The sequence below is a fragment of the Rahnella sp. PAMC25617 genome (assembly GCF_050606005.1).
Classification (GTDB): domain Bacteria; phylum Pseudomonadota; class Gammaproteobacteria; order Enterobacterales; family Enterobacteriaceae; genus Rahnella; species Rahnella variigena.
Genome location: NZ_JBOCUM010000022.1, coordinates 14,270 through 40,517, shown reverse-complemented (window position 1 = coordinate 40,517; position 26,248 = coordinate 14,270). Strand labels below are relative to the sequence as shown.

Here is a 26,248-nt window from a genome sequence, read left to right as displayed (position 1 = left end):
GGATGAACATTATGTCAGCAGATACGACTCACGAAAAAAAATACATTGTCGCACTCGACCAGGGTACGACCAGTTCACGCGCCGTGGTTCTGGATCACGATGCCAACATCGTCAGCGTTTCACAGCGCGAATTCACCCAGATATACCCTAAATCTGGCTGGGTTGAGCATGACCCGATGGAAATCTGGTCTTCGCAAAGCTCGGTGCTGGTGGAAGTGCTGGCGAAAGCCGACATCAACTCTGATCAGATCGCCGGTATCGGTATCACCAACCAGCGTGAAACCACCATCGTGTGGGAAAAAGAAACCGGCAAGCCAATCTATAACGCGATTGTGTGGCAATGCCGCCGTACTGCTGACATCTGTGAAAAGCTGAAAAAAGATGGCATGGAAGAGTACATCCGTCATAACACCGGCCTGGTGGTTGACCCGTATTTCTCCGGCACCAAACTGAAATGGATCCTCGATCACGTTGAAGGCTCCCGCGAGCGTGCTAAACGTGGCGAACTGCTGTTCGGCACTGTAGACACCTGGTTAGTCTGGAAAATGACTCAGGGACGCGTTCACGTAACGGATTACACTAACGCCTCACGTACCATGCTGTTCAACATCCACGACCTGAAGTGGGATGACCGTATGCTGGAAGCGCTGGATATTCCGCGTGAAATGCTGCCGGAAGTGCGTCCTTCTTCTGAGATTTACGGCCAGACCAACATCGGTGGTAAAGGCGGTACGCGTATTCCAATCGCCGGTATCGCAGGTGACCAGCAGGCGGCGCTTTATGGCCAGCTTTGCGTACAACCGGGTATGGCTAAAAATACTTACGGCACCGGCTGCTTCCTGCTGATGAACACCGGTACTGAAGCGGTCGCGTCTAAAAACGGTCTGCTGACCACCATCGCCTGCGGTCCGCGCGGCGAAGTGAACTACGCACTGGAAGGCGCGGTGTTTGTTGGCGGGGCTTCGATTCAGTGGCTGCGCGACGAACTGAAACTGATCAGCGACGCAACAGACTCCGAATACTTCGCCTCTAAAGTGAAAGACACCAACGGCGTTTACGTGGTACCGGCTTTCACCGGACTCGGTGCGCCTTACTGGGACCCGTATGCCCGTGGTGCCATCTTCGGTCTGAGCCGTGGCGCCAACAGCAATCACATCATCCGTGCAACACTGGAATCTATCGCTTACCAGACCCGCGACGTGCTGGATGCGATGCAGGCTGACTCAGGCACACGTCTGCAGGCGCTGCGTGTGGACGGCGGCGCGGTTGCCAACAACTTCCTGATGCAATTCCAGTCAGACATTCTGGGCACCCGCGTTGAGCGTCCGGAAGTGCTGGAAGTCACCGCGCTGGGTTCTGCTTTCCTCGCAGGTCTTGCCGTCGGCTTCTGGAACGATCTGGAAGAAGTGCGCAGCAAAGCCACTATCGAACGTGAATTCCGCCCAAGCATTGAAACGACGGAACGTAATGTCCGCTATAAAGGCTGGCAAAAAGCGGTGGCACGCGTTCGCTCGTGGGAAGATCACGACGAGTAATCGCCGGATATTATCGCCAACACCTTTCTGAAACTCCCCGCACGGGGAGTTTTTTTATGCCGATTCCCCGTTGTGCTAAAATCGCTCCACAGATGAGCCCTGCCTCACCGACCTCTTTTTTTCTTTCTACAGGCTTTCCAATGAAACGTGAATTAGCAATCGAGTTCTCCCGCGTGACCGAAGCTGCCGCGCTCGCCGGTTATAAATGGCTGGGCCGGGGTGATAAAAACCTCGCCGACAACGCTGCCGTTCAGTCCATGCGCATCATGCTCAACAAAGTCGATATCGACGGCACTATCGTCATTGGCGAAGGGGAAATCGATGAAGCGCCGATGCTGTATATCGGTGAAAAGGTCGGTACCGGGAATGGCGATGCGGTGGATATCGCGGTCGATCCGATTGAAGGTACGCGCATGACTGCAATGGGACAATCCAACGCACTGGCCGTTCTGGCCGTCGGCGACAAAGGGTCTTTCCTCAATGCGCCGGACATGTACATGGAAAAAATCGCCGTCGGGCCGGGTGCCAAAGGCGCTATCGATCTGAACCTGACGCTGGCTGAGAATCTGGCAAATGTCGCCAGAGCGCTGGATAAACCCCTGACAGAACTGACTGTGGCTGTTTTGGCGAAACCACGCCACGACGACGCTATCCGTGAAATGCTGGCCTCCGGCGTGCGTGTGTTCGCATTCCCGGACGGCGACGTGGCGGCAACTATTCTGACCTGTATGCCGGAAAGCGAAGTGGACGTGTTGTACGGCATCGGCGGCGCACCTGAAGGGGTGATTTCCGCTGCGGTGATCCGCGCGCTGGATGGTGATATGCAAGGCCGTTTACTGGCACGTCATCACGTGAAAGGCGATACGCCGGAAAACCGCCGCATGGGCGAAGATGAGCTGGCGCGTTGTCAGGCGATGGGGATTGAGGCGGGTAAAGTGCTGCTGCTCGATGATATGGCGCGTAACGATAACGTGATTTTCTCCGCAACCGGCATTACCAAAGGAGATCTGCTGGAAGGTATCAGCCGTAAAGGAAATATGGCGACCACCGAAACGCTGCTGATCCGCGGTAAATCCCGCACCATCCGTCGTATCCGCTCGACGCATTATCTCGACCGTAAAGACGCCGCGTTGCACGAATTTATTATCTGACCGGATGCCTTAAAGACAAAAAGCAGAGCTCAGCTCTGCTTTTTTTTATGCGCCGGAAACAGTATCAGACCGTATGGCCCTGCTCCTGCTGACGGTTCGACATTGGCCACCAGCACAGCAAGATCAGTACCGCCATCGCAAACATCAGCAAACCCAGACTGAACTGACCGGTTTGCGGCAACATCGCTGACATCCACGCCAACAGCCCCGAGCCCATATTTTGCAAGCCACCCACCAGCGCACCCGCCGCACCGGCCAGATAAGGGAAAGGCTCCATCGCGCCGGTAGTCGCCAATGGGAACAACATGCCAGCGCCGAAGAAGAACAGAGAAGCGGGAACGATCAGCGTCCAGATATTCATGATGCCCAGCCAGCCAGGGATCCACATCGCCAGCCCGGCCAGCAGACAACTGATGACCGAATGCCACATCAGCTGCTGGAAACTTTTTTCGGTACGCCCGGCATACCAGGCACCAAAGAATGCCGCGGGGATCGGCAGGATAAACAGGATGCTGACCATCACGCCGCTCAGCCCGAGAACGCCGCCCATCAGCACGCCACAGCTGGCTTCGAAGACCGCCACACCGGCCAGCGCACCGACCAGCATCACCAGATAGCGGCTGAAGTTGGCATCTGCCAGCAATAAACGAAGGCTGGCGAACATTTTACGCGGCGGATTATCAGCCGTGAATTCCGGACGGGTTTCCGGCAGCCAGCGGTACATAGAAAACGCCACGCCCGCGCACAGGATCAGCAGAAAACCAAAGCTTGCACGCCAGCCCAGCCACGCAGACAAAGCGCCGCCGATGACCGGTGCCAGCAGCGGACTCACCAGAATTCCCATGTTCAGCAGGCTGTTGGCATGACGCAATGCACCACCGCTGTACAAATCACGCGGCATGGTGCGCGCCATCACGCCCGCCACGCCGGTACCCAGCCCCTGTACCGCACTGGCCAGGATCAGCATATTCAGACTGGTCGACATCATTGCGCCCGCCGCGCCAATCAGGAAAATCATCAGCCCGGCCAGGATCACCGGTCTGCGCCCGATGTTATCGGAGAGCGGTCCGTAAATCAGCTGCGAGCCGCCGTACGTCAGCAGATAGGCCGCCATCACACGCTGCACGGCACCGGGTTTCACCGCCAGACTGGTCGCCATATCCGCGATATTCGGCACATAAATGGTTTGCGCCATCTGGCCAACAGCGACCAGCAAAATCAACATTACAAGCAGGTGAATGTTTTCCAGTTTTTTCATTTTTCAGTTCATTATCAGACAGTGATGGAAAAGTGCAGAACAAATAACCAGTAAACCGGCCGCACGGGCGGCGGCGCATAAGTTAACAAATTAAGATGAATAAGCGAGTATCGCAGTGAACTATCCCGTCCGCCGACTGGCAGCAGGATAAGCCAGCGGTGTAACGCTGGGTGTACAAAAATCGATACTGGCTAACCAGAGTTGATCAGGCTGATAACATTTAACCGATAAGGGATCCGAAAAATTTGAAATAAAATCAGGCCTCAGTTTCGGTATTCATGAATAAATCAGGAACAACGGGAGTTTTTATGGCTGATTGGGTGACGGGAAAAGTCAAAAAAGTTGAGCACTGGACAGACAATTTGTTCAGCATCACGGTCAATGCACCGGTCGATCCTTTTACCGCAGGCCAGTTCGCCAAACTCTCTCTGGATATCGATGGCGAGCGCGTTCAGCGTGCCTATTCGTATGTGAATCCGCCCTCCAGCAACGAACTGGAGTTCTATCTGGTCAATGTGCCGGAAGGAAAGCTCAGCCCGCGCTTGCACGTGATGCAGCCGGGTGACGAAATTAATATCACCAAAGAAGCCGCAGGTTTTTTCGTCATCGAAGAAGTGCCGGAATGCGATACGTTGTGGATGCTGGCAACCGGCACGGCAATCGGGCCGTATCTGTCGATTTTGCAGGAAGGGCTCGGGCTGGAGCGGTTCAAAAATATTGTTCTGGTTCACGCGGCACGCTTCGCGGCTGACCTGAGTTATCTGCCACTGATGCAACAGCTTCAGCGTCGCTATGAGGGCAAATTACATATTCAGACAGTGGTCAGCCGCGAAGAGATTGCCGGTTCACTGAGCGGTCGTGTACCTGCGCTGATTGAAAACGGCACGCTGGAAACGGCTGTCGGCCTGAAGATGCTGGCAGAAGACAGCCATGTGATGCTGTGCGGAAACCCGCAGATGGTGCGCGATACCCAGCAAGTCCTGAAAGACACGCGGGGTATGCGCAAGCATCTCAAACGCAAGCCGGGCCATATGACCAGCGAGCATTACTGGTAAATCTATGTCCGCAAAACTAGCGGAATTTAACGTCGTCCGGTTCCGGGCCAAAACGATTTGTGCCCGGCGTACCGACAAACGCGCCGCAGTCGATAATCAGCATGATGAAAATCACGGATGGCGCCAGACGGCCTAATACCCAGCTCCAGGTTTGCGGCATCGCCGCAGCCCAGTTACCGGCCACCAGCATCCACGCCAGCACAAACAGCAATGCCCACCAGGCGGATTTATTGCGATCATGCAATCTTTTCACCAGCACCGCCGCGGTCGGCCACAGTAATACGACCAGCGCAAAACCTGCGGTCTGATAGGTAATCCATTCCTGTGCGGCGAAAAAGAAATCAGCCACCATCAGAATCAGCCAGCTGACCATCCAGATCCAGAAATCGCGACGGCCCAGGCGGCCGTTAAAAGAAAACAGTGCATGCTGTAACGTCATTGACAGTCCGTTCCGTAAAGTCCAATGGGAGTAAATTGTTAAATCAGGCGGAGTGTAACCCACAGGCAGCGGCGGCGAGAATCTTTACGCTCTCCTTTTGACATTACCCCCCGTTCCCCGCTTTAATCGGTCTGTTGAAACAAAATAAGAAATGCCCTATGACTGTTGCTCAATCTTTATTACGCCTGGCGCTGCCCGCGCTGTTGATACTGGCCTGCCAGAATGTCGCGCTTGCCGATCCACCGACCGATCATTCAGGCGCAGAAGAGATGCCAAAGGCACCTTATCTGCTGGCCGGCGCACCGACGTTTGAAACGACGCTGATCAATTTCCGCGCAAAATATAATGAAGCCAATCCGACTCAGCAGATTGGCGAGTTCCGTTCCATCAGCGACAAATCGGCGAACAGTTCCCTGACCCGCGCCGCCAGCAAGATTAACGAAAATCTGTACGCTTCGACGGCGCTGGAAAAAGGCACCGGCAAAATCAAAACGCTGCAAATTACCTATTTGCCGATTCAGGGTGCCGAAGAGAAAGCCGCGCGCACGCTGGCGATCAGCTACATGGCGAACCTGATGCGTCAGTTTGACGCCACACTTTCTGCGCCACAAAGCGTGGCGAAAGTGACGTCCATGATTGAGAAAGGTAAAGGCCAGCAGTTTTATAAGCAGGAAGTGGGCGCGGTGCGTTTTGTGATTTCAGACAATGGCGAAAAAGGTCTGACATTCGCCGTGGAGCCGGTCAAGCTTGCGCTGGCTGAGCCGTGAGATGACGGCTTTTAATGACAAAAAGCAAAGCCTTTACGTCCAATGATCTCTATACTGTTGCACAGGTAATCTGCTTATTTGGCAGAAATTTTAATCGACACTCGCGTCCCCTTTTGGAGGAAAAAACATGCGACATCCATTAGTGATGGGTAACTGGAAGCTTAACGGCAGCACCCACATGGTTAACGAACTGATTGCTGCTCTGCGTACTGAACTGAGCACAGTAGTAGGTTGTGGCGTTGCGATTGCTCCACCAGAAGTTTACCTGTCACAGGCTAAACACGCTCTGGCTGGCAGCCGTATCGCGCTGGGTGCTCAGAACGTTGATGCTAACCTGTCCGGCGCATTCACCGGCGAAATCTCTGCCGACATGCTGAAAGACATCGGTGCGCAATACATCATCATCGGTCACTCAGAACGCCGCACTTACCACAAAGAAAGCGACGAGTTCATCGCGAAGAAATTCGGCGTGCTGAAAGAAGCGGGTCTGATCCCGGTTCTGTGCATCGGTGAAACCGAAGCAGAAAACGAAGCTGGCAAAACTGAAGCCGTTTGCGCTAAGCAACTGGATGCGGTTCTGAACACTCTGGGCGCGAAAGCATTCGAAGGCGCAGTTATCGCTTACGAACCAGTTTGGGCGATCGGTACCGGTAAATCGGCAACTCCTGCACAAGCTCAGGCAGTTCACAAATTCATCCGTGACCACATCGCGAAACAAGATGCTGCGGTTGCTGAACAAGTGATCATCCAGTACGGCGGTTCCGTTAACGCGGCTAACGCTGCTGAGCTGTTCACCCAGCCAGACATTGATGGCGCACTGGTTGGCGGCGCATCACTGAAAGCGGATGCTTTCGCAGTGATCGTGAAAGCGGCTGCAGAAGCTAAACAAGCGTAAGCCTGTTTCTTTTCTTCTGCGCAAAAAAACCCCGGCATGCCGGGGTTTTCTTTTTTGGTGGCAAAGAGAGTTATTTGCGAAAGACCTGTCTGTAAAACGTCATTAACGCTTAGAGATCTGGTCAAAAATACCGTCTGTCGCGAAATGGTCTTTCTGCGCCTGTGCCCAGGTACCTGCAACCTGATCAATGGTGAACAGTTTCAGTTTCGGGAATTCAGAAGCGAATTTCTTTTCGACTTGCGGATCACGAGGGCGGTAATAGTTTTCTGCCGCGATAGTCTGGCCTTCCGGTGAATACAGATACTTCAGATAGGCATCCGCCACAGTGCGGGTATCACGTTTATCCACCACTTTATCGACCACAGAAACCGTTGGCTCAGCCAGAATCGATTCGCTTGGCGTCACGATTTCAAACTTATCTTTGCCGACTTCTTTGGTCGCCAGCAACGCTTCGTTTTCCCACGCAATCAGCACATCACCGATACCGCGCTCAACGAAAGTATTGGTTGCGCCACGCGCGCCGGAATCCAGCACTTCGACGTTTTTATACAATGCTTTCACGAAATCCTGAGCCTTCGCTTTATCATTGTTGTTGTGATGCAGGGCATAACCCCATGCTGCGAGATAGTTCCAGCGGGCACCGCCTGACGTTTTAGGGTTCGGCGTGATAACCGACACGCCCGGCTTGATCAAATCATTCCAGTCGTGAATTTGTTTCGGATTGCCTTTGCGCACCAGGAAAACAATGGTGGACGTATAAGGTGCAGAGTTGTCCGGCAGACGGGTGATCCAGTTTTTATCGATACGACCGCGCTCGGCAATAGCATCAACGTCATACGCCAGCGCCAGTGTTACCACATCCGCTTCAATGCCGTTAATAACAGACGTGGCCTGTTTTCCTGAACCGCCATGCGACTGACGCACGGTCACGGTATCGCCAGTTTTTGCCTGCCAGTATTTGCTGAACGCTTTGTTGTATTGTTCATAGAACTCACGCGTTGGATCGTATGACACGTTCAGAATCTGAATATCTTTGGCAATTGCTCCGGTTGCCACCAACAGTAATCCCAAACCTACAGCCCATTTACGCATCGCACTCTCCCGAGATAGTTTCTATGGATTTCATTTATTTGTTCGTTAAGGAGAGCGTGCCAGATAAAAATGAAACGCATAAAGAATAAAAGGTTTTTTTCTATTACTTTCTGGAATAAACAAAGGACGGGCGAAAAAAAACCTCCCGTAAAGGAGGTTCTTTCGATTGCGTAATTAACTGTATCAGAACAGTTTTTTCGCAGTGTCGTACCAGTCTTCTTTGAATTTGCTTTTCTTGTTCTCTGGTGCGATACAAACCGAGATGAGCTCGTGAACCATTTTCTCGTTTTCTACGCCGACACAGAAACCGCCCTGAGAATAGTCGCGGCCTTCTTCCAGCAGCAGGTCAACAGCATAAGCGCCCATGCGGGAAGCTAAGATGCGGTCGTAAGCGACTGGCGCACCACCACGCTGAATGTGACCTAATACCGTGCCACGCGTTTCGCGGCAGGTTTCTTTCTCAATGTATTTGGCCAGCTCTTCGATGTTATCTAACTTCTCCGTGATGGCGACGATAGCGTGTTTTTTACCTTTCGCGATGCCTGCTTTGATTTCAGCAACCAGATCATCACGTTTGAATTCAACTTCCGGGATAGCGATAAATTCGCAACCACCGGCAATCGCAGCCGCCAGAGTCAGGTCGCCGCAATAACGGCCCATCACTTCAACGATGGAGATACGCTGGTGTGAAGAGGAGGTATCACGCAGACGGTCAATCGCTTCTACCACAGTGCCCAGCGCCGTGAAGAAACCGATGGTGTAGTCAGTACCGGCAACATCGTTATCGATAGTGCCTGGCAGGCCGATACAACGGATGCCGCCTTCTTTGGTCAGCAAGTCTGCACCTGCATAAGAACCGTCACCACCGATAACCACCAGGCCATCAATACCGCGGTCTTTCATATTCTGCAGCGCCACTTTACGCATTTCCGGGTCACGGAATTCCGGGAAACGAGCTGAACCCAGGAAAGTACCGCCGCGGTTAATCATGTCTGAAACGCTGTAGCGATCCAGTTTGCGCATGCGGTTTTCGTACATGCCGAGGTAGCCATCTTCAATACCGTAGACTTCTAAATCTGCAGATAAAGCGGAGCGGACAACGCCACGGATCGCAGCATTCATGCCTGGGGCATCGCCACCACTTGTCAGTACACCAATTTTTTTGATCATGACTACCTCTGAACTTGTAGATGCAATTTCTTAAGAATCTTGAGCCAGCCTGTTGGGCGAATTTTTCTTGTGCAGCCAAAAGGGCTTACTAGCGTTTGAGCCTATAGTATAACAAAACACCGGTGCTGAATTGATTCAAGTCAGCAAGAATACGCATACACTGCTCTGTACTTCGCAATTTACTGATTCATACGGCTTTTACAAGATATTTCCAGTTCGTTACGCGCAGATTTCCACCTTGTTAATTTACGCTTTTGTGAACCCATGCGGAATTGCAGGCAAAAAAAACCCCACCTTTCGGCGGGGGAAGACAGGGATGGTGTCTATGGCAAGGAAAAACAGGGATCTTACTCGGTCGTGCTGGTACTACTCGTCTTCTGGGCAGAAGAGGGCTGTAATCCAGATAACTGCTTACGCATCTGTTGCATGCGCTGCTCGTGTTTCTGGTTCAATACGTCTTTTTGCTCAGGCGTCAGCAGATTAAACATCTGGTTGCGGATGCGGGCCATTTCGACCTGGCGATCCACCTGTTCCTGAGCCATTAATTCGGCTTGTGACCGGACTGCGGCCTGATCAAACTTTTCGGCGGTAACCAATCTGTGCATCGTTTCTATCTGTTCTACATTTACATGAGGCAGATCTTTTCGAGCCTGGTGCATCAGGTCACGCATTTGCTGGCGCTGCTGCTCAGTGAGATTTACACCATCAAACATGGTGTTGCGTTCCTGAGGCTTATCCAACATCGTGCTATCATGTTCTGCTGGCATCGCCGACACTGGTTTTGCGCCATCTGCTAAAACGACACCTGAACTCAGCGTCAGAAGCGTGGCCAAACCGAATGAAGCTGCCTTAAACATCACATACTCCTAAAGTCTTTATCGCTTCATCGCGAATCATTGAAAAGCAGTCTAAACCTGCTGCTGCAAACAAGCGTCAGTGCTTGTAAAAGTACGTAAAGTCATGGAATAGCGGCAATTGATGACGTATTTTGCGTCTAGAGGTAAATACAATGAATAAAATTTTGTTAGTTGATGACGACCGTGAACTGACTTCACTTTTGAAAGAATTGCTCGAAATGGAAGGCTTTAATGTTGTGGTGGCTTACGACGGTGAGCAGGCATTAGAGAAAATCGATAATACCATCGATCTTCTGTTACTTGACGTGATGATGCCGAAGAAAAACGGCATTGAAACCCTTAAAGAATTACGCCAGCGCCACCAGACGCCAGTGATTATGTTAACCGCTCGCGGCAGTGAATTAGACCGTGTTCTTGGCCTCGAACTGGGTGCCGATGACTATCTGCCAAAACCGTTTAATGACCGCGAACTGGTTGCCCGTATCAGGGCGATGTTGCGCCGCTCCAACTGGAGCGAGCAGCAGCAAACCAATGAGAACAACGGTTCACCGACGCTGGAAGTCGATGGCTTACAGCTGAATCCAGGCCGTCAGGAAGCCAGCTTTAATGGCGAAGCGCTGGATCTAACCGGTACCGAATTTACCCTGCTGTATTTACTGGCAAAACATCTCGGACAGGTCGTTTCCCGCGAACATCTGAGCCAGGAAGTATTGGGTAAACGTCTGACACCGTTTGACCGTGCGATTGATATGCACATCTCTAATTTACGCCGTAAATTGCCCGATCGTCAGGACGGACATCCGTGGTTTAAAACCCTGCGCGGACGCGGTTATCTGATGGTTTCTGCTTCATGATAAACAGCCTTACGGCACGTATTTTTGCCATTTTCTGGTTTACGTTAGCCCTGGTGCTAATGCTGGTATTGATGGTGCCGAAACTCGATTCACGCCAGATTACGCCGTTGCTCGATAACGAACAACGGCAGGGCCTGATGATTGAACAGCACGTCGAAGCTGAGCTGGCGACCGACCCTGCCAATGATCTGATGTGGTGGCGCAGGCTGTTCCGCGCTATCGACAAATGGGCACCGCCAGGTCAGCGTTTGTTGCTGGTCACCAGCGAAGGGCGCGTGATTGGCGCTCAGCGTAATGAAATGCAGATTGTGCGTAACTTTATCGGTCAGTCTGATAACTCAGATCGTCCGAAAAAGAAAAAATATGGCCGTGTGGAAATGGTCGGGCCCTTCTCGGTTCGTGATGGTGAAGACAATTACCAGCTTTACCTGATGCGCCCAGCCAGCAGTTCTCAGTCTGATTTTATCAACCTGATGTTCGACCGCCCTCTGCTTCTGCTTATCGTCACGATGCTCATCAGCGCCCCGCTGTTGCTGTGGCTGGCGTGGAGCCTGGCGAAACCTGCGCGTAAGTTGAAAAACGCCGCAGATGACGTTGCACGCGGCAATCTCAAGCAGCATCCGGAACTCGAAGCCGGCCCGCAGGAATTCCTTGCGACCGGTGCCAGTTTCAACCAGATGGTCAGCGCTCTCGAACGAATGGTGACGGCGCAACAACGGCTGATATCTGATATCTCACATGAACTTCGTACCCCGCTGACACGTCTGCAACTGGCTACTGCGCTGATGCGTCGTCGTCATGGCGAAGGTAAAGAGCTGCAACGCATTGAAAATGAAGCGCAACGTCTTGATGGTATGATCAATGACTTACTGGTGTTATCACGCAGCCAGCATAAAAATGAGCTGTCGCGCGAGACCCTGAAAGCCAATGAACTCTGGGAAGGCGTGATTGACGATGCGCAGTTTGAAGCCGAGCAGATGGGCAAAACGCTGGAGATCACGTCGCCGCCTGGTCCGTGGAAACTGATCGGGAATGCCGCGGCACTCGACAGCGCACTGGAAAATATTGTGCGTAATGCCCTGCGTTATTCACATCACCACATTGCGCTGAACTTTGCCCACGACAGCGAAGGGATCACCATCACCGTTGATGACGACGGTCCGGGCGTGAGTGAAGAAGATCGTGAGCAGATTTTCCGTCCGTTCTACCGGACTGATGAAGCGCGTGACCGTGAATCCGGCGGTACCGGCCTTGGGCTGGCTATCGTGGATACTGCGGTTCAGCAGCACAGAGGCAAAGTCAAAGCCGAGGACAGCCCGCTGGGCGGCCTCCGTTTGATTATCTGGCTGCCGCTGCACCAGCGCTAAGTTTCTGCTATTCTGCGTCCCTCTATCAGGGGGACGCATGCTTAACATCGTTTTATTTGAACCAGAAATCCCGCCAAATACCGGCAATATTATCCGCCTGTGTGCCAACACCGGATGTCAGCTTCACCTCATCGAACCGTTAGGTTTCGGCTGGGACGATAAACGTCTGCGCCGCGCCGGGCTCGATTACCATGAATTCGCCCATATTAAGCATCACGCCAATTATGACGCGTTCCTCAGCAGCGAAAATCCACAACGTCTTTTTGCACTGACGACCAAAGGTACGCCCGCGCACAGTGCCGTCAGCTATCAGGATAATGATTTCCTGCTGTTCGGCCCTGAAACACGTGGTCTGCCGGCATCCATTCTGGATAATCTGCCCGCACAGCACAAAATCCGTATTCCGATGCTCGCAGAAAGCCGCAGCATGAACTTGTCGAATGCTGTTTCGGTAGTGGTGTACGAAGCCTGGCGCCAGCTGGGATATCCGGGCGCACTGCTGAAAGAATAGCGTTGTGGAAATGAAGACGATGGCATGCAGAATGATGCCATCGGAAATGCCTGTCAGATACCGTCGCCGAATTCAAAACCCTGCGCAATACCGTTGAAATGCTGATCCATATCCATGGAAGGACGCTCGCTTTCCGGACGCCCGACAATACGCGCCGGCACGCCCGCAGCGGTGGTATGCGGAGGAACGGATTGCAACACGACCGAGCCCGCCCCGATTTTTGCGCCAGCACCCACTTCGATATTACCGAGTATTTTCGCACCGGCACCAATCATGACGCCTTCACGAATTTTAGGGTGACGGTCGCCGCAGGTTTTACCGGTACCGCCGAGGGTAACGGATTGCAAAATCGACACGTCGTTCTCAACAACAGCCGTTTCACCGATGACAATTCCGGTCGCATGGTCAAACATGATGCCGCAACCAATGCGTGCTGCCGGATGAATATCTACGCCAAAGGACACTGAAATCTGATTCTGGAAATAAATCGCCAGCGCTTTACGATCCTGCTTCCACAGCCAGTTACCGATACGGTATGCCTGAAGTGCGTGGAAACCTTTCAGATAGAGCAGCGGAGTCGAATATTTATCGACCGCCGCATCGCGCTGATGCACAGCCAGAATGTCGCGGGCAGCGGACAAGATCATTTGTTCGTCGTTGCGATAGGCTTCTTCAACCACTTCACGGATAGCCATCGCGGGCATAATCGGATTGCCCAGCTTATTGGCCAGAATGTAGCTCAGCGCGCCGCCCAGCGTTTCATGTTTAAGTAACGTCGCATGGAAAAAACTCGCCAGCATCGGTTCACACTCAGCCAGTGCTCTCGCTTCTGATTTAATGTTATTCCAGACCAGCTCTAATTCTTCTAGCGACATCACTTTTCCTTACGACTTTGCAAGTTCGGGTAATAAAAAGCCGCCCTGTCGGGAACACCAACAAGGTGGCTATACTTTATACGCCTTTCAGTGGCTGTGTTTTTCGTCCTTGCTCGCACGGGCAAGTAAACTGATCGCTGCTTCACGCGCATCTTTACCGCAGTACAACACCTGGTAAATCTGTTCTGTGATTGGCATTTCAACGTTGTTACGCTGCGCCAGAGCCCGTACTTCTTTCGTATTGCGATAGCCTTCTACAACCTGGCCGATGGTGTCCTGAGCGGTCTGAACATCCTTGCCTTGTCCCAGCATAATGCCGAAACGACGGTTGCGGGACTGGTTGTCTGTGCAGGTTAACACCAAATCACCCAGCCCTGCCATGCCCATAAATGTCGCAGGGTCAGCGCCCAAAGCGGCACCCAGACGCGTCATTTCAGCCAGTCCGCGGGTAATCAGCGCGGTTCGGGCATTAGCGCCAAAGCCAATACCATCTGACATTCCTGCACCAATGGCGATAACGTTTTTAATCGCACCACCCAGCTGAACGCCGATAAAATCCGGGTTGCTGTAGACACGGAAACTTTTGCCACAGTGCAGTAATTGCTGCAAATCGTCGGCAAACGTCGCATCGGTTGCGGCCAGAGAGATTGCCGTCGGCATACCTGCCGCGAGTTCTTTGGCGAATGTCGGCCCGGAAACCACAGCTAACGGAATGGCATCGCCGAGTTCTTCGCGTGCGACATCCTGCAACAGACGGCCGGTTTCCGCCTCCAGCCCCTTCGTCGCCCACACCACACGCGCATCAGGACGCAAGTGGGGTTTAAGCTGGCGCAATACGTCACCAAATACATGGCTGGGTACCACAACCAGCACATTACGGCTGGCGGCTAAGGCGACAGACAGATTGGTTTCGAGCAACAGATTATCGGGGAACGGAACATCAGGAAGGAATTCCTGATTACAACGGGCACGTTGTAAGGCGTTGATGTGGTCGGGATTATGTCCCCACAGCACAACGGGATGGCCATTTCTGGCGAGAGTAATCGCTAAAGCGGTGCCGTACGAGCCGGCACCGATCACTGTCATTGACGCATTGACGGTTTTCATCAGGCATCCTGATGCGGTTCTGCACCTTCGCCTTCAGCTTGCTGTTGCAGATAGTTCATGAACAGAGCGTCAAAGTTAACAGGTGCCAGATTCAGTTGCGGGAAAGTACCGCGGGAGACCAGGCTGGTGATGCACTCACGAGCATACGGGAACAGAATGTTCGGGCAATATGCACCCAGGCAATGCGCCATCTGGTTGCCATCGATACCGGAGATAGTGAAGATACCACCTTGCTGAACTTCACACAGGAACGCAGTTTCGTCGCCAAGAGAAGACGTTACGGTCACACGCAAGACAACCTCGTATACGCCTTCGGCCAGCTGGCTGGAAGCGGTATCAAGATCCAGTTTAACTTCTGGCTGCCAGTCTTGCTGGAAAACCTGAGGCGCATTTGGCGCTTCAAAAGAGATGTCTTTTGTATAAATACGTTGGATCTGGAAAGCCATCTCGGTGTTATTTTGTTCTGACATGTGAGTAATACCCTTAAGTTAATAGTCCTTTTAAACACGTAATGCGAAACCACCGCCGCCCTGATTAACCCAGCATTGGGTCAAGGCCACCGCGTGCATCAAGTGCATGTAAATCATCACAACCGCCAACGTGCTGTCCGTCGATAAAGATCTGAGGCACGGTTGAACGACCGCTGCGGGCGATCATTTTTTCACGCTTATCTGCGTCACCATCGATAGCGATTTCATCGAATGAAGCACCTTTGCTGTTGAGCAGGGCTTTCGCACGATGGCAGTAAGGGCAGGTTGCCTTGGTATAGATTTCAATTTTAGCCATGGGTTCCACCTCAGAGTCGTAGAATTTAATGCTGTAGCGGTTATCTGAACGTCTTATTTACCGCGAATCATTTACCGCGAACTAAAGGCAGGTTTTCACCGCTCCAGCCGCTGATGCCTTCTTTGAGTGTGAACACACGCTCAAAACCAGCAGCAATCAGGCCTTCAGCCGCAGTACGGGAAGTTTGTCCGGTGGCACATACCACGATTACTGGCTGTGCTTTGTGTTTGGTCAGTTCACCCAGATTGTTGTTTTTGATGTCAGCAGACAACACATTCTGTGATTCAGCGATGTGGCCTTTGCGGAATTCTTCACGCGCGCGAACATCGACAACGATGGCATCTTCTTTATTAATCAGGCGTGTTGCTTCGCCACGGGTGATCTCTTTCACTTTAGAGAAACGTGTTTTAAAGGTGGTCACAATTACTGCAATCAGTAACGCAACCCACGCCAGGCTGAGAACCGGATGCGCACTGATGAACGGCATAATATCTTGCATGGGGTGTAACAACTCCCGTCAGTTGGGGGAAAATTCAAGGCTTCAGAGTATACCTGCGCGCCGGAGCAAATACAGCCAGTAAGCGCGGGCGAATGCCACAATCTGCGGCACGTCTCGGAAAATTAACACGCCTTTATGCTGAAAGTTAACCCTCACCTCACCTCATCTTTGATCTCCTCCGGCTATTCACTTCCTGCACTGGGGTAAAATCAGCCGGCTTAAATGCCTTTAGTCGCGCCTGTTTATCCCGTTTCAGCGGGCGAGCCTATTGAGCATTTCATCTTTTAAACTGAGGTCAATTGACATGTCGAGCAACAAAAAACCGATGGTTCTGGTGATTCTGGACGGCTATGGACATCGCGAAGAGCAACAAGATAACGCGATCCTGAACGCCAAAACGCCGGTGATGGATAATCTGTGGGCCACTCATCCTCACACACTTATCGCTGCCTCCGGACTGGACGTCGGTCTGCCCGACGGTCAGATGGGCAACTCCGAAGTCGGCCATGTCAATTTAGGTGCGGGCCGCATCGTGTATCAGGACCTCACCCGTCTGGACAAAGAAATCAAAGAAGGCGACTTCTTTAATAATAGCGTACTGACCGGTGCGGTTGATCGTGCCATTGCCGCAGGCAAAGCGGTTCACATTATGGGTCTGTTGTCTGCGGGCGGCGTTCACAGTCACGAAGACCACATTATGGCGATGGTGGAACTCGCGCACCGTCGTGGCGCGAAAGCCATTTATCTGCACGCCTTCCTGGATGGCCGTGATACACCGCCGCGCAGCGCTGAAGCTGCACTGAAACGCTTCTCTGAGAAATTCGCACAAATCGGTACTGGCCGTATCGCCTCTATCGTAGGCCGCTATTACGCGATGGATCGCGATAACCGTTGGGATCGCGTACAACTGGCTTACGATTTGATGTCACAAGCAAAAGGCGCATTCACTGCCGATAATGCACTGGCTGGCCTGCAGGCCGCTTATGCCCGTGATGAAAATGATGAATTCGTGAAGCCAACCGTATTGCAGGCAGCAGGCGAAGAATCCGCGGCCATCAATGACGGCGATGCACTGATCTTCATGAACTTCCGCGCAGACCGGGCCCGCGAAATCACCCGCGCCTTTATCAGTCCGGACTTCGATGGTTTTGCCCGCGAAAAAGTCATCAACTTCGGCGATTTCATCATGCTGACCGAATATGCCGCGGACATCAACGCCGCCTGCGCCTATCCGCCAGCATCACTGAAAAATACCCTCGGCGAGTGGCTGATGGCACATGGCAAAACTCAACTGCGTATTTCCGAAACTGAGAAATATGCACACGTTACCTTCTTCTTTAACGGCGGCATGGAAGACTCATTTGAAGGCGAAGACCGCATTCTGGTGAAATCCCCGAACGTCGCAACTTATGACCTGCAACCGGAAATGAGCTCGGTTGAACTGACGGAAAAACTGCTCGGCGCAATTGCCAGCGGAAAATATGACACCATCATTTGTAACTATCCGAATGGCGATATGGTCGGTCATACCGGCGTTTACGACGCTGCGGTGAGCGCCGTTGAAGCACTGGATAATTGTGTTGCTCAGGTTGTGGATGCCGTGAAAGCAGCCGGTGGCCAGTTGCTGATCACCGCCGACCACGGTAACGCAGAACAAATGCGCGACCCGGCGACAGGTCAGGCACACACCGCGCATACCAGTCTGCCGGTGCCATTAATCTACATTGGCGGAAATGCACAAGCGGTTGAAGGCGGTAAATTGTCTGATATCGCACCAACAATGCTTTCACTGATGGGCATGGAAATTCCGGCAGAAATGAGCGGCAAACCGCTGTTTATCGCACGCTAATTTCTCTTAAAGCTCTGTTACAAAGGCGTACTGACACCCGTTGGTACGCCTTTTTTGTTTGTGCATCAGCCGGTTGATTAGTGTTACGATACGAGAAGGGACAGCCATATTGTCTATCATCCACGGTCGACAAGCGGAAAAAAGTTTGAGCAAATTCATTCATTTCAGCCTGATGAGAACCCGCCTTTCCGCTCAGGACAAGGCCGTATCTGTTTTCCCATCTTCAGCCTTATTACTTTGTGCTTCTTTACTCTCTCTTTCCGTGAGTGTGCATGCTGACGACAATAAAGATCAGCTAAAAACCATTCAGCAAAACATCGCGGAAAAAGAAAAAAGCGTTAAGCAGCAGAAACAACAGCGCGGCACTTTATTACAGCAATTGCAGGCGCAGGAAAAAACCATTGCCTCCGCCAGCAGCCAGCTGCGCGGAACTCAGTCAACCCTCGCCACACTCAGCAAAGACATTGCCGGGCTTAATGCCTCTATCGATAAGTTGCAAAAACAGCAAAAGACGCAGGAAGAGATCCTGGCAAAACAGCTCGATGCGGCATTCCGTATCGGCCAGCATAAAGGCTTGCAATTGCTGCTCAGCGGTGAAGAGAGCGAACGTAATGAGCGGATCCTGGCGTATTTCGGCTATCTGAATACCGAACGACAGAAAACCATCGAAGAGCTGAAACAGACCCGCGCCACGCTGGCTGAACAACGTGTTTCGTTGCAATCAAAGCAATCACAACAAAAAAGCCTGCTGAGTGAACAGCAAACGCAGCAACAAAAACTCGAACAGGCGCGTGCCGCCCGTAAGCAAACGCTCACGGCGCTGGAATCCTCATTGCAAAAAGATGAGCAGAGCCTGACGGAGCTGCGCGCCAACGAATCCAGCCTGCAAAACAAAATTGCCGCCGCTGAACGTGCCGCCAAAGCCCGTGCGGAAAAAGAAGCGCGGGAAGCCGCCGCCGTGCGAGCGAAAGAACAGCAAGCGAAGAAAAAAGGTTCAACCTATAAACCAACCCAAAGCGAACAGTCACTGATGGCCCGAACCGGCGGTCTGGGACGTCCTTCGGGTCAAAATATGTGGCCGGTTAACGGTTCGTTGATACATCGCTTCGGCGAACAACTACAGGGTGAACTACGCTGGAAAGGCATTGTCATTTCAGCACGTGAAGGCAGTGATGTCCGGGCTATTGCCGATGGACGCGTCATTCTGGCGGACTGGTTACAGGGCTACGGCCTGGTTGTGGTTATCGACCACGGTAAAGGCGATATGAGTCTTTACGGTTACAACCAGGATGCACTGGTCAGCGTTGGCGATCAGGTCAGAACCGGTCAGGCCATTGCTAAAGTTGGGAACAGCGGCGGACAGGGCCAGCCATCGCTGTATTTTGAAATTCGTCGTCAGGGCCAGGCAGTAAATCCACAGCCGTGGTTGGGAAGATAGCATTGCGATATAAAAAGTCCGTTTTAGCTGCCCTTTGTGGTACTGCGTTTTTCGTTTGTCAGGTTCAGGCAGCGAGATTATCCATCCTGATTGATGACTTTGGTTATCGCCAGCATGAGGAAAACCAGGTACTTCAGATGCCAAAAGCGGTATCCGTTGCGATTTTCCCTAATGCTCCAGATTCGCAGATGATGATGAACAAGGCACATCAGCAGGGCCGTGAAATATTGATCCACCTGCCGATGGCGCCGCTCAGCAAACAACCGCTGGAAAAAGATACGCTGACACCTTCGATGAGTGCCGCAGAAGTGAAGCGTATTGTCGATCAGGCCATCAGCAATATCCCGTATGCGATTGGTATCAACAATCATATGGGCAGCGCCATGACCTCCAGCCTGACCGGCATGGAAAACGTCATGCAGGCCATGAATGCTCACAACTTATTCTTCCTCGACAGTATGACCATCGGCAATACCAAATCGGTTCAGGCCGCTCAGGGAACCCGGGTGAAAGTGATTAAGCGCAACGTCTTTTTAGATGATGTGCAGAACGAAGCGGAAATCCGCCATCAGTTTGAACGGGCTATTCAGCTCGCCCGCAAGAACGGTTATGCCATCGCCATCGGTCATCCCCATCCGACCACGGTGAAAGTGCTGCAACAAATGCTGCCGAATTTGCCTTCCGATATCGTTCTGGTGCGGCCAAGCGATCTGCTCAACGAACCCCAGCGCAGCGCCCCGGCGGGGAAAGCGACCAGTATCACGGCGTCTAAACCATCACGTAAAGGCATCAGCGTCTGCCGCGTGAAACAACCGGTTCCGCAAGTGTATGCCGACAGCATGTTTACAGTGCTGGGCGAAAGCCTGTCTGCATTGCCGGCAATACAGTTTGTTGAACGCCAATATCTAGCATGGACCACATTCCCTAAAGAATAGGATTCAGGGACATTGACTGGCGGCAGGTTCCCATTTTCGAAAAAATGGATTTGAAATATTCATACAACATATTGATATGAGTGATTTTAGTATCAGAATCAAATATGTAGAGCTTATAGAATTTGCCTCTTATAATGGGTAGCATATTTTTTTAACCGGGCTGAGCAAGGGCGCTATCCGATGGGACTAGATCGATCTAAAATTCTGCTGCTCGACAGCGGCAAAGAATGGGGAGGTGGCACCAACAGCATGTTGGAGTTGCTGAAAAGAATCGATCGTGAAAAGTTTGAAATCAGTTGCTGCTTTTACAATGATTACGCCCGGGATAACGGGGAAACCATCAGTCAGATATTGAACTCGCTCAATGTGCCGGTATTTTTCATTCCTCAGGTCAGACAACCCACCTGGGCAAAAATCAGCAAAGAAGTCCTGCGAACGCTGTTTTTCTTTAGCGGCAATTTACGCCAGAAAGCGATTTATTCTGTCGATAAAATCTGGCGTATAAACCCCAATATCCGCAAAATCCATTCCCTGCTTGAGCTCGGTCAGTTTGATATTTTATATATGAATAATCAGCCAAGTTCTAACGTGGAAGGCTATTATTCGACCGCAGGCTTACCGACAGAAATCGTGCAGCATTGCCGCATCGAACCGGTTCTGAACAAAGACGTCGTGGGCATTGTTAACCGTTTTTGCCACAGCATCATTTCTGTTTCTCAGGGTGTTCAGGAACAGTTGCTCAAACGCGGCGTGCGCAAAGAACTGTGTTTTACCGTCTTCAACGGCATTGATATTAATCAGCCGTTACCTGATGGCATCAGGATCCGCGCAGAACTCGGCGCAACAGAAGATACTTTCATCTTTGGCAGTATCGGTTCTCTGATTAATCGTAAAGCCCACCACTTCACCCTGCTGGCACTCGATAAATTTAACCGAGCTTTCCCGGAAGCAAAATGGAAAATGGTCTTTGTCGGTGAAGGCCCGAATTTACGCCGCCTGATCCAGCAGGCTGCCGCACTGAATATAATGGATAAAGTCATCTTCACCGGTTTTCAAAGCAATCCTCTGGAATATCTGGCGGCTTTTGATGCCTTTATATTAGGCTCAAAAAGTGAAGGTTTACCGCGGGTCGTTCTGGAATCCATGTTACTGAAAACGCCGGTGATTGGATCCAATGTCACGGGAACTGCCGAACTGATTAAAAATGCAGAAACCGGAATGCTTTTCGAGTATGGCGATATTGAGATGCTCTTCAACCATATGAAAACGCTGTATCTCAACGCCCATTTGCGAAGTGAAATCGCTACGCAGGCAAACCTCACTGTCCGCGAAAAATTTGCGATTGAAAAATATGTCTCTGGCGTGGAAACCGTTTTGAGCAGCGTTAAAAAGAAACAAGGCTGAACATGTTCAAATTTCTAAATTCTAAATATCGTCATATTCTTTCACGCCACAATCTGCCTTATGCCGATACCGTCAAGGCAGGCGCGCCAAAGAATAATATCACCTCTGTCGTCATTCCTTCCGCGGGTGCTGACTACATTGAAGAAGCCTGTTTATGCGCGGAATTTGCCGACAAATTCGCGACACAATTGCAGGAAATTGTCATTGTGACCGATCAGGATGCCAGCCTGTTCCGGCCTCTGCCTGAAAAAGTTCGCATAGTGACACTCAATCCCGAAACTAAATCCGGCGATTATCGCTATAAACAAATTTATCTCAGCCGTCTGATCAAACTGCTGGCGCCTTTGCAGGCCAAAACTGACGGCATTTTGATGATCGACTCTGATCTGAATCTGCTGAAAATGCCTGAAATTCAGCTGCATGAAAACCATATTTATTCGAGTTTTCGTCAGGGCAAAATGATTGCCAAACTCGGGGATTGTGACCCTGAAATTATTCCAGCGTATTACAAAGACAGCGTGCGGCCTTATATCGTTGACCACGTCAACGGCGCATTTTTAGCGGCGACGCGTAAAACCTGGGAACGTTTGTGCCCGTTGTGGATTATGTTTTTCAGAGATACCTGGAATATCCTGCCAGATAATCAGCCACCGACCGATCAGCTGCCCCTGGCGGCGATGCTCGACACTCTGGACATTAAAAGCGTGAATCTCGGCGACTGGATGAACTGGCCGGTCTCGAAGAAAATTGGCGGCACGCCGTCGGTGATTCCGAAAGAGGTCATTGGCGCGCACGGCGGTTTCCCGCTGACAGAATGGCAAAAGTATCTGGCCTCGCCAGACAATGAACTGCTGTTTAAAGGGCAGGATTACACCCGCAAAGTGCGATATCTGACGGATGCAGAGAAACAAAAGGCAGAACCGGCCGCCTGAGCAGCCCGTTAGCCAGAAAAAAGCCCGCTGTTGAGCGGGCTTTTTCATCTCTGCGAAAAATCAGGTCACCAGTTAAGAATGACTTTTCCGGAATGACCGGAACGCATCGCATCAAACCCTTTCTGGAATTCATCAATCGGGAAATGGTGAGTAATTAACGGCGTGAGATCCAGCCCGGACTGAATGAGCGCCGCCATTTTGTACCAGGTTTCAAACATTTCCCGGCCGTAGATCCCTTTGATAAACAACCCTTTGAAAATCACCTGATTCCAGTCGATGGCCATTTCTGCAGAAGGAATGCCGAGCATGGCAATTCGCCCGCCGTGATTCATCGCACTGAGCATACTGCGAAATGCTGACGGTGCGCCGGACATTTCCAGCCCGACATCAAACCCTTCCGTCATCCCCAACTCTTCCATGACATCCGGCAGGCTTTGCTGACTGACATTGACCGCCCGCGTCACACCCATTTTGCGCGCAAGTTCGAGCCGGTATTCGTTCATGTCAGTGATTACAACATGACGCGCGCCAACGTGTTTGCAGATAGCAGCAGCCATGATACCAATCGGACCCGCGCCGCTTATCAGGACATCTTCTCCGACTAAATCAAAAGACAGCGCGGTATGAACTGCGTTGCCCAGCGGGTCGAAAATGGCCGCCAGATCATCAGAAATATTGTCCGGGATTTTGAACGCATTGAACGCCGGTAAAACAAGATATTCCGCAAAGGCACCGGGACGGTTTACCCCGACGCCCTGCGCATTGCGGCACAAGTGCGTGCGCCCGCCGCGGCAGTTGCGGCAATGCCCGCAGGTGATATGACCTTCGCCCGAAACACGGTCGCCGATGCTGAAGCCTTTAACTTCCTGCCCGATCCCGACAACTTCGCCGACGTATTCGTGGCCGACCACCATCGGTACCGGAATGGTTTTTTGCGACCATGCATCCCAGTTATAAATATGCACATCGGTACCACAGATGGCTGTTTTGCGGATTTTGATCAACAAATCGTTATGGCCCATTTCCGGCACCGGCGCATCCGTCATCCAGATGCCTTCCTCACGTTTGAGTTTTGCTAAGGCTTTCATGGAAACTCCTCAGGCGATCACGCCAAGCTTTTTGCCAATACGGGTAAAGGCTTCAACCGCCTTTTCGATTTGTTCGGTGCTATGTGCCGCAGACATCTGGGTACGGATACGCGCCTGGCCTTGCGGCACTACCGGATAAAAGAAACCGGTGACATAAATGCCTTCCTGCTGCAAAAGCGCGGCAAATTCTTGCGCTAAACGGGCTTCTCCCAGCATGACAGGAATGATGGCGTGATCGGCCCCTGCCAGCGTGAAACCGGCTGCGGTCATTTTTTCACGAAACATTTTTGAATTACTGAGCAGGCGCTCGCGCAGTTCGCTGCCTTCTTCCAGCATGGAGAGCACTTTCAGCGAAGCGGAGACAATCGACGGTGCCAGTGAATTGGAGAAAAGATAAGGACGTGAACGCTGGCGTAACCAGTCGATGACTTCCTGACGAGCTGCGGTATAACCACCGGAAGCTCCGCCCAGCGCTTTACCGAGCGTTCCGGTGATGATGTCTACCCGCCCCATCACGTCACAATATTCATGAGTACCGCGCCCTTCGGCACCGACAAAACCGACAGCATGGGAATCATCGACCATCACCAGCGCGTCAAATCGTTCTGCCAGATCGCACACACCTTTCAGGTTAGCAATCACACCATCCATGGAAAACACGCCGTCGGTGGCGACCAGAATATGCCGGGCACCGTCGTCTTTCGCCTGCTGCAAACGGGCTTCGAGTTCGTCCATATTATTGTTGGCATAGCGGTAGCGTTTCGCTTTGCACAACCGGACGCCGTCGATGATTGATGCGTGATTCAGCGCATCCGAAATGATGGCGTCTTCTTCGCCCAGCAGCGTTTCGAATAATCCGCCGTTGGCATCAAAACAGGAGGAATAAAGGATCGCGTCGTCCATACCGAGAAAATCGGCCAGGCGGTGTTCGAGTTCTTTATGGGCATCTTGTGTACCGCAGATAAAACGCACCGACGCCATGCCAAAACCGTGGCTGTCGAGCCCTTCTTTCGCGGCCCTGATGAGCGCCGGATGGTTAGCTAACCCGAGATAGTTGTTCGCGCAGAAATTGATGACCGGTTTACCACCCGCGACAGAGACCTCGGCCTGCTGAGGCGTGGTGAGTATACGTTCTTCTTTAAACAGTCCTTCAACCCGCGCCTGATCGAGCTGGTCTTCCAACTGCCGATAAAACGAAACAGACATACAGTATTCTCCTGAAATGACTCATTCACGGAATACATTACTAATCTGAATACGAAATAACGATGGAACCGCTCACAATATCTTTGTTTTGCAGCATAGTTCACGCCTTACGGTCTGAAACACAAGAATGCGTCTTATCGGACACCTTCCCAATGTGAGCTTCATAATGAAGTGTTATGATATTACCCAATTACAGGCTGCGCATGGTGCGCGGTTCTTAAAATGATTAAAGGTGGATCCCATGATAATCGTCACTGGCGGCGCTGGTTTTATCGGCAGCAATATTATTAAATCGCTCAATGATATGGGATACCGCGATATTCTGGTGGTCGATAACCTGAAAGACGGCACCAAATTCGTCAATCTGGTTGATCTGGATATTGCGGATTATTGTGATAAAGAAGATTTCATCGCCAGTATCGTTGCAGGCGATGATTTAGGTGATATTGACGCCATTTTCCACGAAGGCGCCTGTTCGTCCACCACCGAGTGGGACGGAAAGTACATGATGGACAACAACTATCAGTACTCTAAAGATATCCTGCATTATTGTCTGGATCGCAGTATTCCTTTCCTTTACGCCTCTTCCGCAGCGACTTACGGCAGCCAGAGCACCAGCTTTGTTGAAGATCGTAAATATGAGCAGCCACTGAACGTCTATGGCTATTCTAAATTCCTTTTTGACCAGTATGTTCGCGAAATTCTGCCACACGCAGAATCGCAGATTTGTGGTTTCCGTTACTTCAACGTTTACGGACCACGCGAAGGTCATAAAGGCAGCATGGCCAGCGTCGCATTCCACCTGAACAACCAAATCAACGCCGGCGAGAACCCGAAATTGTTCTCCGGCAGCGAAGGCTTCAAACGCGATTTCATCTACGTGGGCGATGTGGCTGCGGTAAACCTGTGGTTCTGGCAGAACGGCGTTTCCGGTATTTTCAACTGCGGTACCGGTCGTTCAGAATCCTTCCAGGCGGTGGCAGACGCGGTCGTGGCGTACCACAAATCTGGCGATATCGAATACATTCCTTTCCCGGAAAAACTGAAAGGCCGTTATCAGTCCTTCACTCAGGCCGATATGACCGCGCTGCGTAATGCCGGTTATGACAAACCTTTCAAAACGGTTGCTGAAGGCGTGACGGAATACATGAGCTGGCTTAACCGCACAGTTTAAGCCC

Annotated in this window: 26 protein-coding genes; 14 read left to right on the top strand and 12 right to left on the bottom strand. The window is 51.7% G+C overall.

The window, feature by feature from the left end:
• Positions 1-11: 11 nt before the first annotated feature.
• Together glpK and glpX are read left to right on the top strand one after the other, a co-directional pair.
• Positions 12-1,535: a glycerol kinase GlpK gene (gene glpK / locus ACM615_RS23175; protein ID WP_112289342.1), complete on the top strand. Its 1,524-nt coding sequence runs from the start codon at positions 12-14 to the stop codon at positions 1,533-1,535.
• Positions 1,536-1,675: 140 nt separating this feature from the next.
• The gene (gene glpX, locus ACM615_RS23170) at positions 1,676-2,686 is read left to right on the top strand and encodes a class II fructose-bisphosphatase (protein WP_431012590.1); all 1,011 of its coding nucleotides are present in this window, start codon (positions 1,676-1,678) and stop codon (positions 2,684-2,686) included.
• 64 nt (positions 2,687-2,750) lie between these two features.
• Here the strand turns inward: glpX and emrD are convergent, their stop codons facing one another.
• Positions 2,751-3,944 (bottom strand): multidrug efflux MFS transporter EmrD, encoded by a 1,194-nt coding sequence (emrD, locus tag ACM615_RS23165; RefSeq protein WP_431012589.1) that lies wholly within the window; start codon positions 3,942-3,944, stop codon positions 2,751-2,753.
• Between the two features lie 308 nt (positions 3,945-4,252).
• On the opposite strand from emrD, the gene fpr reads away from it, so the two are divergent.
• Positions 4,253-4,999: a ferredoxin--NADP(+) reductase gene (gene fpr / locus ACM615_RS23160; protein WP_112289339.1), complete on the top strand. Its 747-nt coding sequence runs from the start codon at positions 4,253-4,255 to the stop codon at positions 4,997-4,999.
• Between the two features lie 16 nt (positions 5,000-5,015).
• Here fpr and ACM615_RS23155 read toward each other — a convergent pair whose 3' ends face one another.
• Positions 5,016-5,438 (bottom strand): DUF805 domain-containing protein, encoded by a 423-nt coding sequence (locus ACM615_RS23155; protein WP_120163794.1) that lies wholly within the window; start codon positions 5,436-5,438, stop codon positions 5,016-5,018.
• Positions 5,439-5,596: 158 nt separating this feature from the next.
• On the opposite strand from ACM615_RS23155, the gene ACM615_RS23150 reads away from it, so the two are divergent.
• Both ACM615_RS23150 and tpiA read left to right on the top strand, forming a co-directional pair.
• Positions 5,597-6,205: a DUF1454 family protein gene (locus ACM615_RS23150; protein WP_112289337.1), complete on the top strand. Its 609-nt coding sequence runs from the start codon at positions 5,597-5,599 to the stop codon at positions 6,203-6,205.
• Positions 6,206-6,332: 127 nt separating this feature from the next.
• Positions 6,333-7,100 carry a triose-phosphate isomerase gene (gene tpiA / locus ACM615_RS23145; RefSeq protein WP_112289336.1) on the top strand — a complete coding sequence of 256 codons (768 nt, stop codon included), beginning with the start codon at positions 6,333-6,335 and terminating at the stop codon, positions 7,098-7,100.
• Positions 7,101-7,202: 102 nt separating this feature from the next.
• Here tpiA and ACM615_RS23140 read toward each other — a convergent pair whose 3' ends face one another.
• From ACM615_RS23140 to cpxP, 3 genes are all read right to left on the bottom strand, one after another.
• Positions 7,203-8,192, bottom strand: coding sequence for a sulfate ABC transporter substrate-binding protein (locus ACM615_RS23140; protein WP_113877622.1), 990 nt, complete (start codon positions 8,190-8,192; stop codon positions 7,203-7,205).
• A 183-nt stretch (positions 8,193-8,375) separates the two neighbouring features.
• Positions 8,376-9,362, bottom strand: coding sequence for a 6-phosphofructokinase (gene pfkA / locus ACM615_RS23135; RefSeq protein ID WP_112289334.1), 987 nt, complete (start codon positions 9,360-9,362; stop codon positions 8,376-8,378).
• A 347-nt stretch (positions 9,363-9,709) separates the two neighbouring features.
• On the bottom strand, positions 9,710-10,219 hold the full coding sequence (cpxP, locus tag ACM615_RS23130; RefSeq protein WP_112289333.1) for a cell-envelope stress modulator CpxP: 510 nt from the start codon (positions 10,217-10,219) through the stop codon (positions 9,710-9,712).
• Positions 10,220-10,371: 152 nt separating this feature from the next.
• Between cpxP and cpxR the strand changes: the two genes are divergently transcribed.
• Genes cpxR through trmL form a run of 3 tightly spaced genes read left to right on the top strand, consistent with a single transcriptional unit; the run spans position 10,372 to position 12,951 of the window.
• A complete protein-coding gene (gene cpxR / locus ACM615_RS23125; RefSeq protein WP_013577597.1) occupies positions 10,372-11,073 on the top strand; it encodes an envelope stress response regulator transcription factor CpxR in 702 nt (233 codons plus the stop codon).
• Entirely contained in the window at positions 11,070-12,440 is a 1,371-nt protein-coding gene (gene cpxA, locus ACM615_RS23120; protein WP_129637819.1) for an envelope stress sensor histidine kinase CpxA, read from the top strand. The genes cpxR and cpxA overlap by 4 nt, the downstream gene beginning before the upstream one ends.
• A 37-nt stretch (positions 12,441-12,477) precedes the next feature.
• Complete coding sequence (gene trmL / locus ACM615_RS23115; RefSeq protein ID WP_112289331.1) at positions 12,478-12,951, top strand: tRNA (uridine(34)/cytosine(34)/5-carboxymethylaminomethyluridine(34)-2'-O)-methyltransferase TrmL; 474 nt, start codon at positions 12,478-12,480, stop codon at positions 12,949-12,951.
• A gap of 53 nt (positions 12,952-13,004) precedes the next feature.
• Here the strand turns inward: trmL and cysE are convergent, their stop codons facing one another.
• The 5 genes from cysE to ACM615_RS23090 form a co-directional block, all read right to left on the bottom strand.
• Positions 13,005-13,826 (bottom strand): serine O-acetyltransferase, encoded by an 822-nt coding sequence (gene cysE, locus ACM615_RS23110; RefSeq protein ID WP_013577600.1) that lies wholly within the window; start codon positions 13,824-13,826, stop codon positions 13,005-13,007.
• An 87-nt stretch (positions 13,827-13,913) separates the two neighbouring features.
• Positions 13,914-14,933, bottom strand: a complete 1,020-nt coding sequence (gpsA, locus tag ACM615_RS23105; RefSeq protein WP_113877623.1) for an NAD(P)H-dependent glycerol-3-phosphate dehydrogenase — start codon at positions 14,931-14,933, stop codon at positions 13,914-13,916.
• Positions 14,933-15,403 (bottom strand): protein-export chaperone SecB, encoded by a 471-nt coding sequence (gene secB, locus ACM615_RS23100; protein ID WP_013577602.1) that lies wholly within the window; start codon positions 15,401-15,403, stop codon positions 14,933-14,935. Before secB ends, gpsA begins: the two co-directional genes overlap by 1 nt.
• 64 nt (positions 15,404-15,467) lie before the next feature.
• A complete protein-coding gene (grxC, locus tag ACM615_RS23095; protein ID WP_013577603.1) occupies positions 15,468-15,719 on the bottom strand; it encodes a glutaredoxin 3 in 252 nt (83 codons plus the stop codon).
• A 67-nt stretch (positions 15,720-15,786) separates the two neighbouring features.
• Positions 15,787-16,218, bottom strand: a complete 432-nt coding sequence (locus ACM615_RS23090) for a rhodanese-like domain-containing protein (protein ID WP_015699203.1) — start codon at positions 16,216-16,218, stop codon at positions 15,787-15,789.
• Between the two features lie 304 nt (positions 16,219-16,522).
• Here ACM615_RS23090 and gpmM point away from each other — a divergent pair, with 304 nt between their 5' ends.
• From gpmM to ACM615_RS23065, 5 genes are all read left to right on the top strand, one after another.
• Positions 16,523-18,067, top strand: a complete 1,545-nt coding sequence (gene gpmM / locus ACM615_RS23085) for a 2,3-bisphosphoglycerate-independent phosphoglycerate mutase (RefSeq protein ID WP_132967212.1) — start codon at positions 16,523-16,525, stop codon at positions 18,065-18,067.
• 172 nt (positions 18,068-18,239) lie between these two features.
• On the top strand, positions 18,240-19,505 hold the full coding sequence (envC, locus tag ACM615_RS23080; RefSeq protein WP_205951123.1) for a murein hydrolase activator EnvC: 1,266 nt from the start codon (positions 18,240-18,242) through the stop codon (positions 19,503-19,505).
• A gap of 2 nt (positions 19,506-19,507) precedes the next feature.
• On the top strand, positions 19,508-20,440 hold the full coding sequence (locus tag ACM615_RS23075; RefSeq protein WP_431012588.1) for a divergent polysaccharide deacetylase family protein: 933 nt from the start codon (positions 19,508-19,510) through the stop codon (positions 20,438-20,440).
• 180 nt (positions 20,441-20,620) lie between these two features.
• The gene (locus ACM615_RS23070) at positions 20,621-21,844 is read left to right on the top strand and encodes a glycosyltransferase (RefSeq protein WP_113877627.1); all 1,224 of its coding nucleotides are present in this window, start codon (positions 20,621-20,623) and stop codon (positions 21,842-21,844) included.
• Between the two features lie 2 nt (positions 21,845-21,846).
• Positions 21,847-22,776: a hypothetical protein gene (locus ACM615_RS23065; protein WP_431012587.1), complete on the top strand. Its 930-nt coding sequence runs from the start codon at positions 21,847-21,849 to the stop codon at positions 22,774-22,776.
• 65 nt (positions 22,777-22,841) lie between these two features.
• Here the strand turns inward: ACM615_RS23065 and tdh are convergent, their stop codons facing one another.
• Positions 22,842-23,864 (bottom strand): L-threonine 3-dehydrogenase, encoded by a 1,023-nt coding sequence (gene tdh, locus ACM615_RS23060; protein ID WP_113877629.1) that lies wholly within the window; start codon positions 23,862-23,864, stop codon positions 22,842-22,844.
• A 9-nt stretch (positions 23,865-23,873) separates the two neighbouring features.
• Positions 23,874-25,070 (bottom strand): glycine C-acetyltransferase, encoded by a 1,197-nt coding sequence (gene kbl, locus ACM615_RS23055; protein WP_129637814.1) that lies wholly within the window; start codon positions 25,068-25,070, stop codon positions 23,874-23,876.
• A gap of 241 nt (positions 25,071-25,311) precedes the next feature.
• Between kbl and rfaD the strand changes: the two genes are divergently transcribed.
• The gene (gene rfaD, locus ACM615_RS23050) at positions 25,312-26,244 is read left to right on the top strand and encodes an ADP-glyceromanno-heptose 6-epimerase (RefSeq protein WP_112289323.1); all 933 of its coding nucleotides are present in this window, start codon (positions 25,312-25,314) and stop codon (positions 26,242-26,244) included.
• Positions 26,245-26,248: the final 4 nt, after the last annotated feature.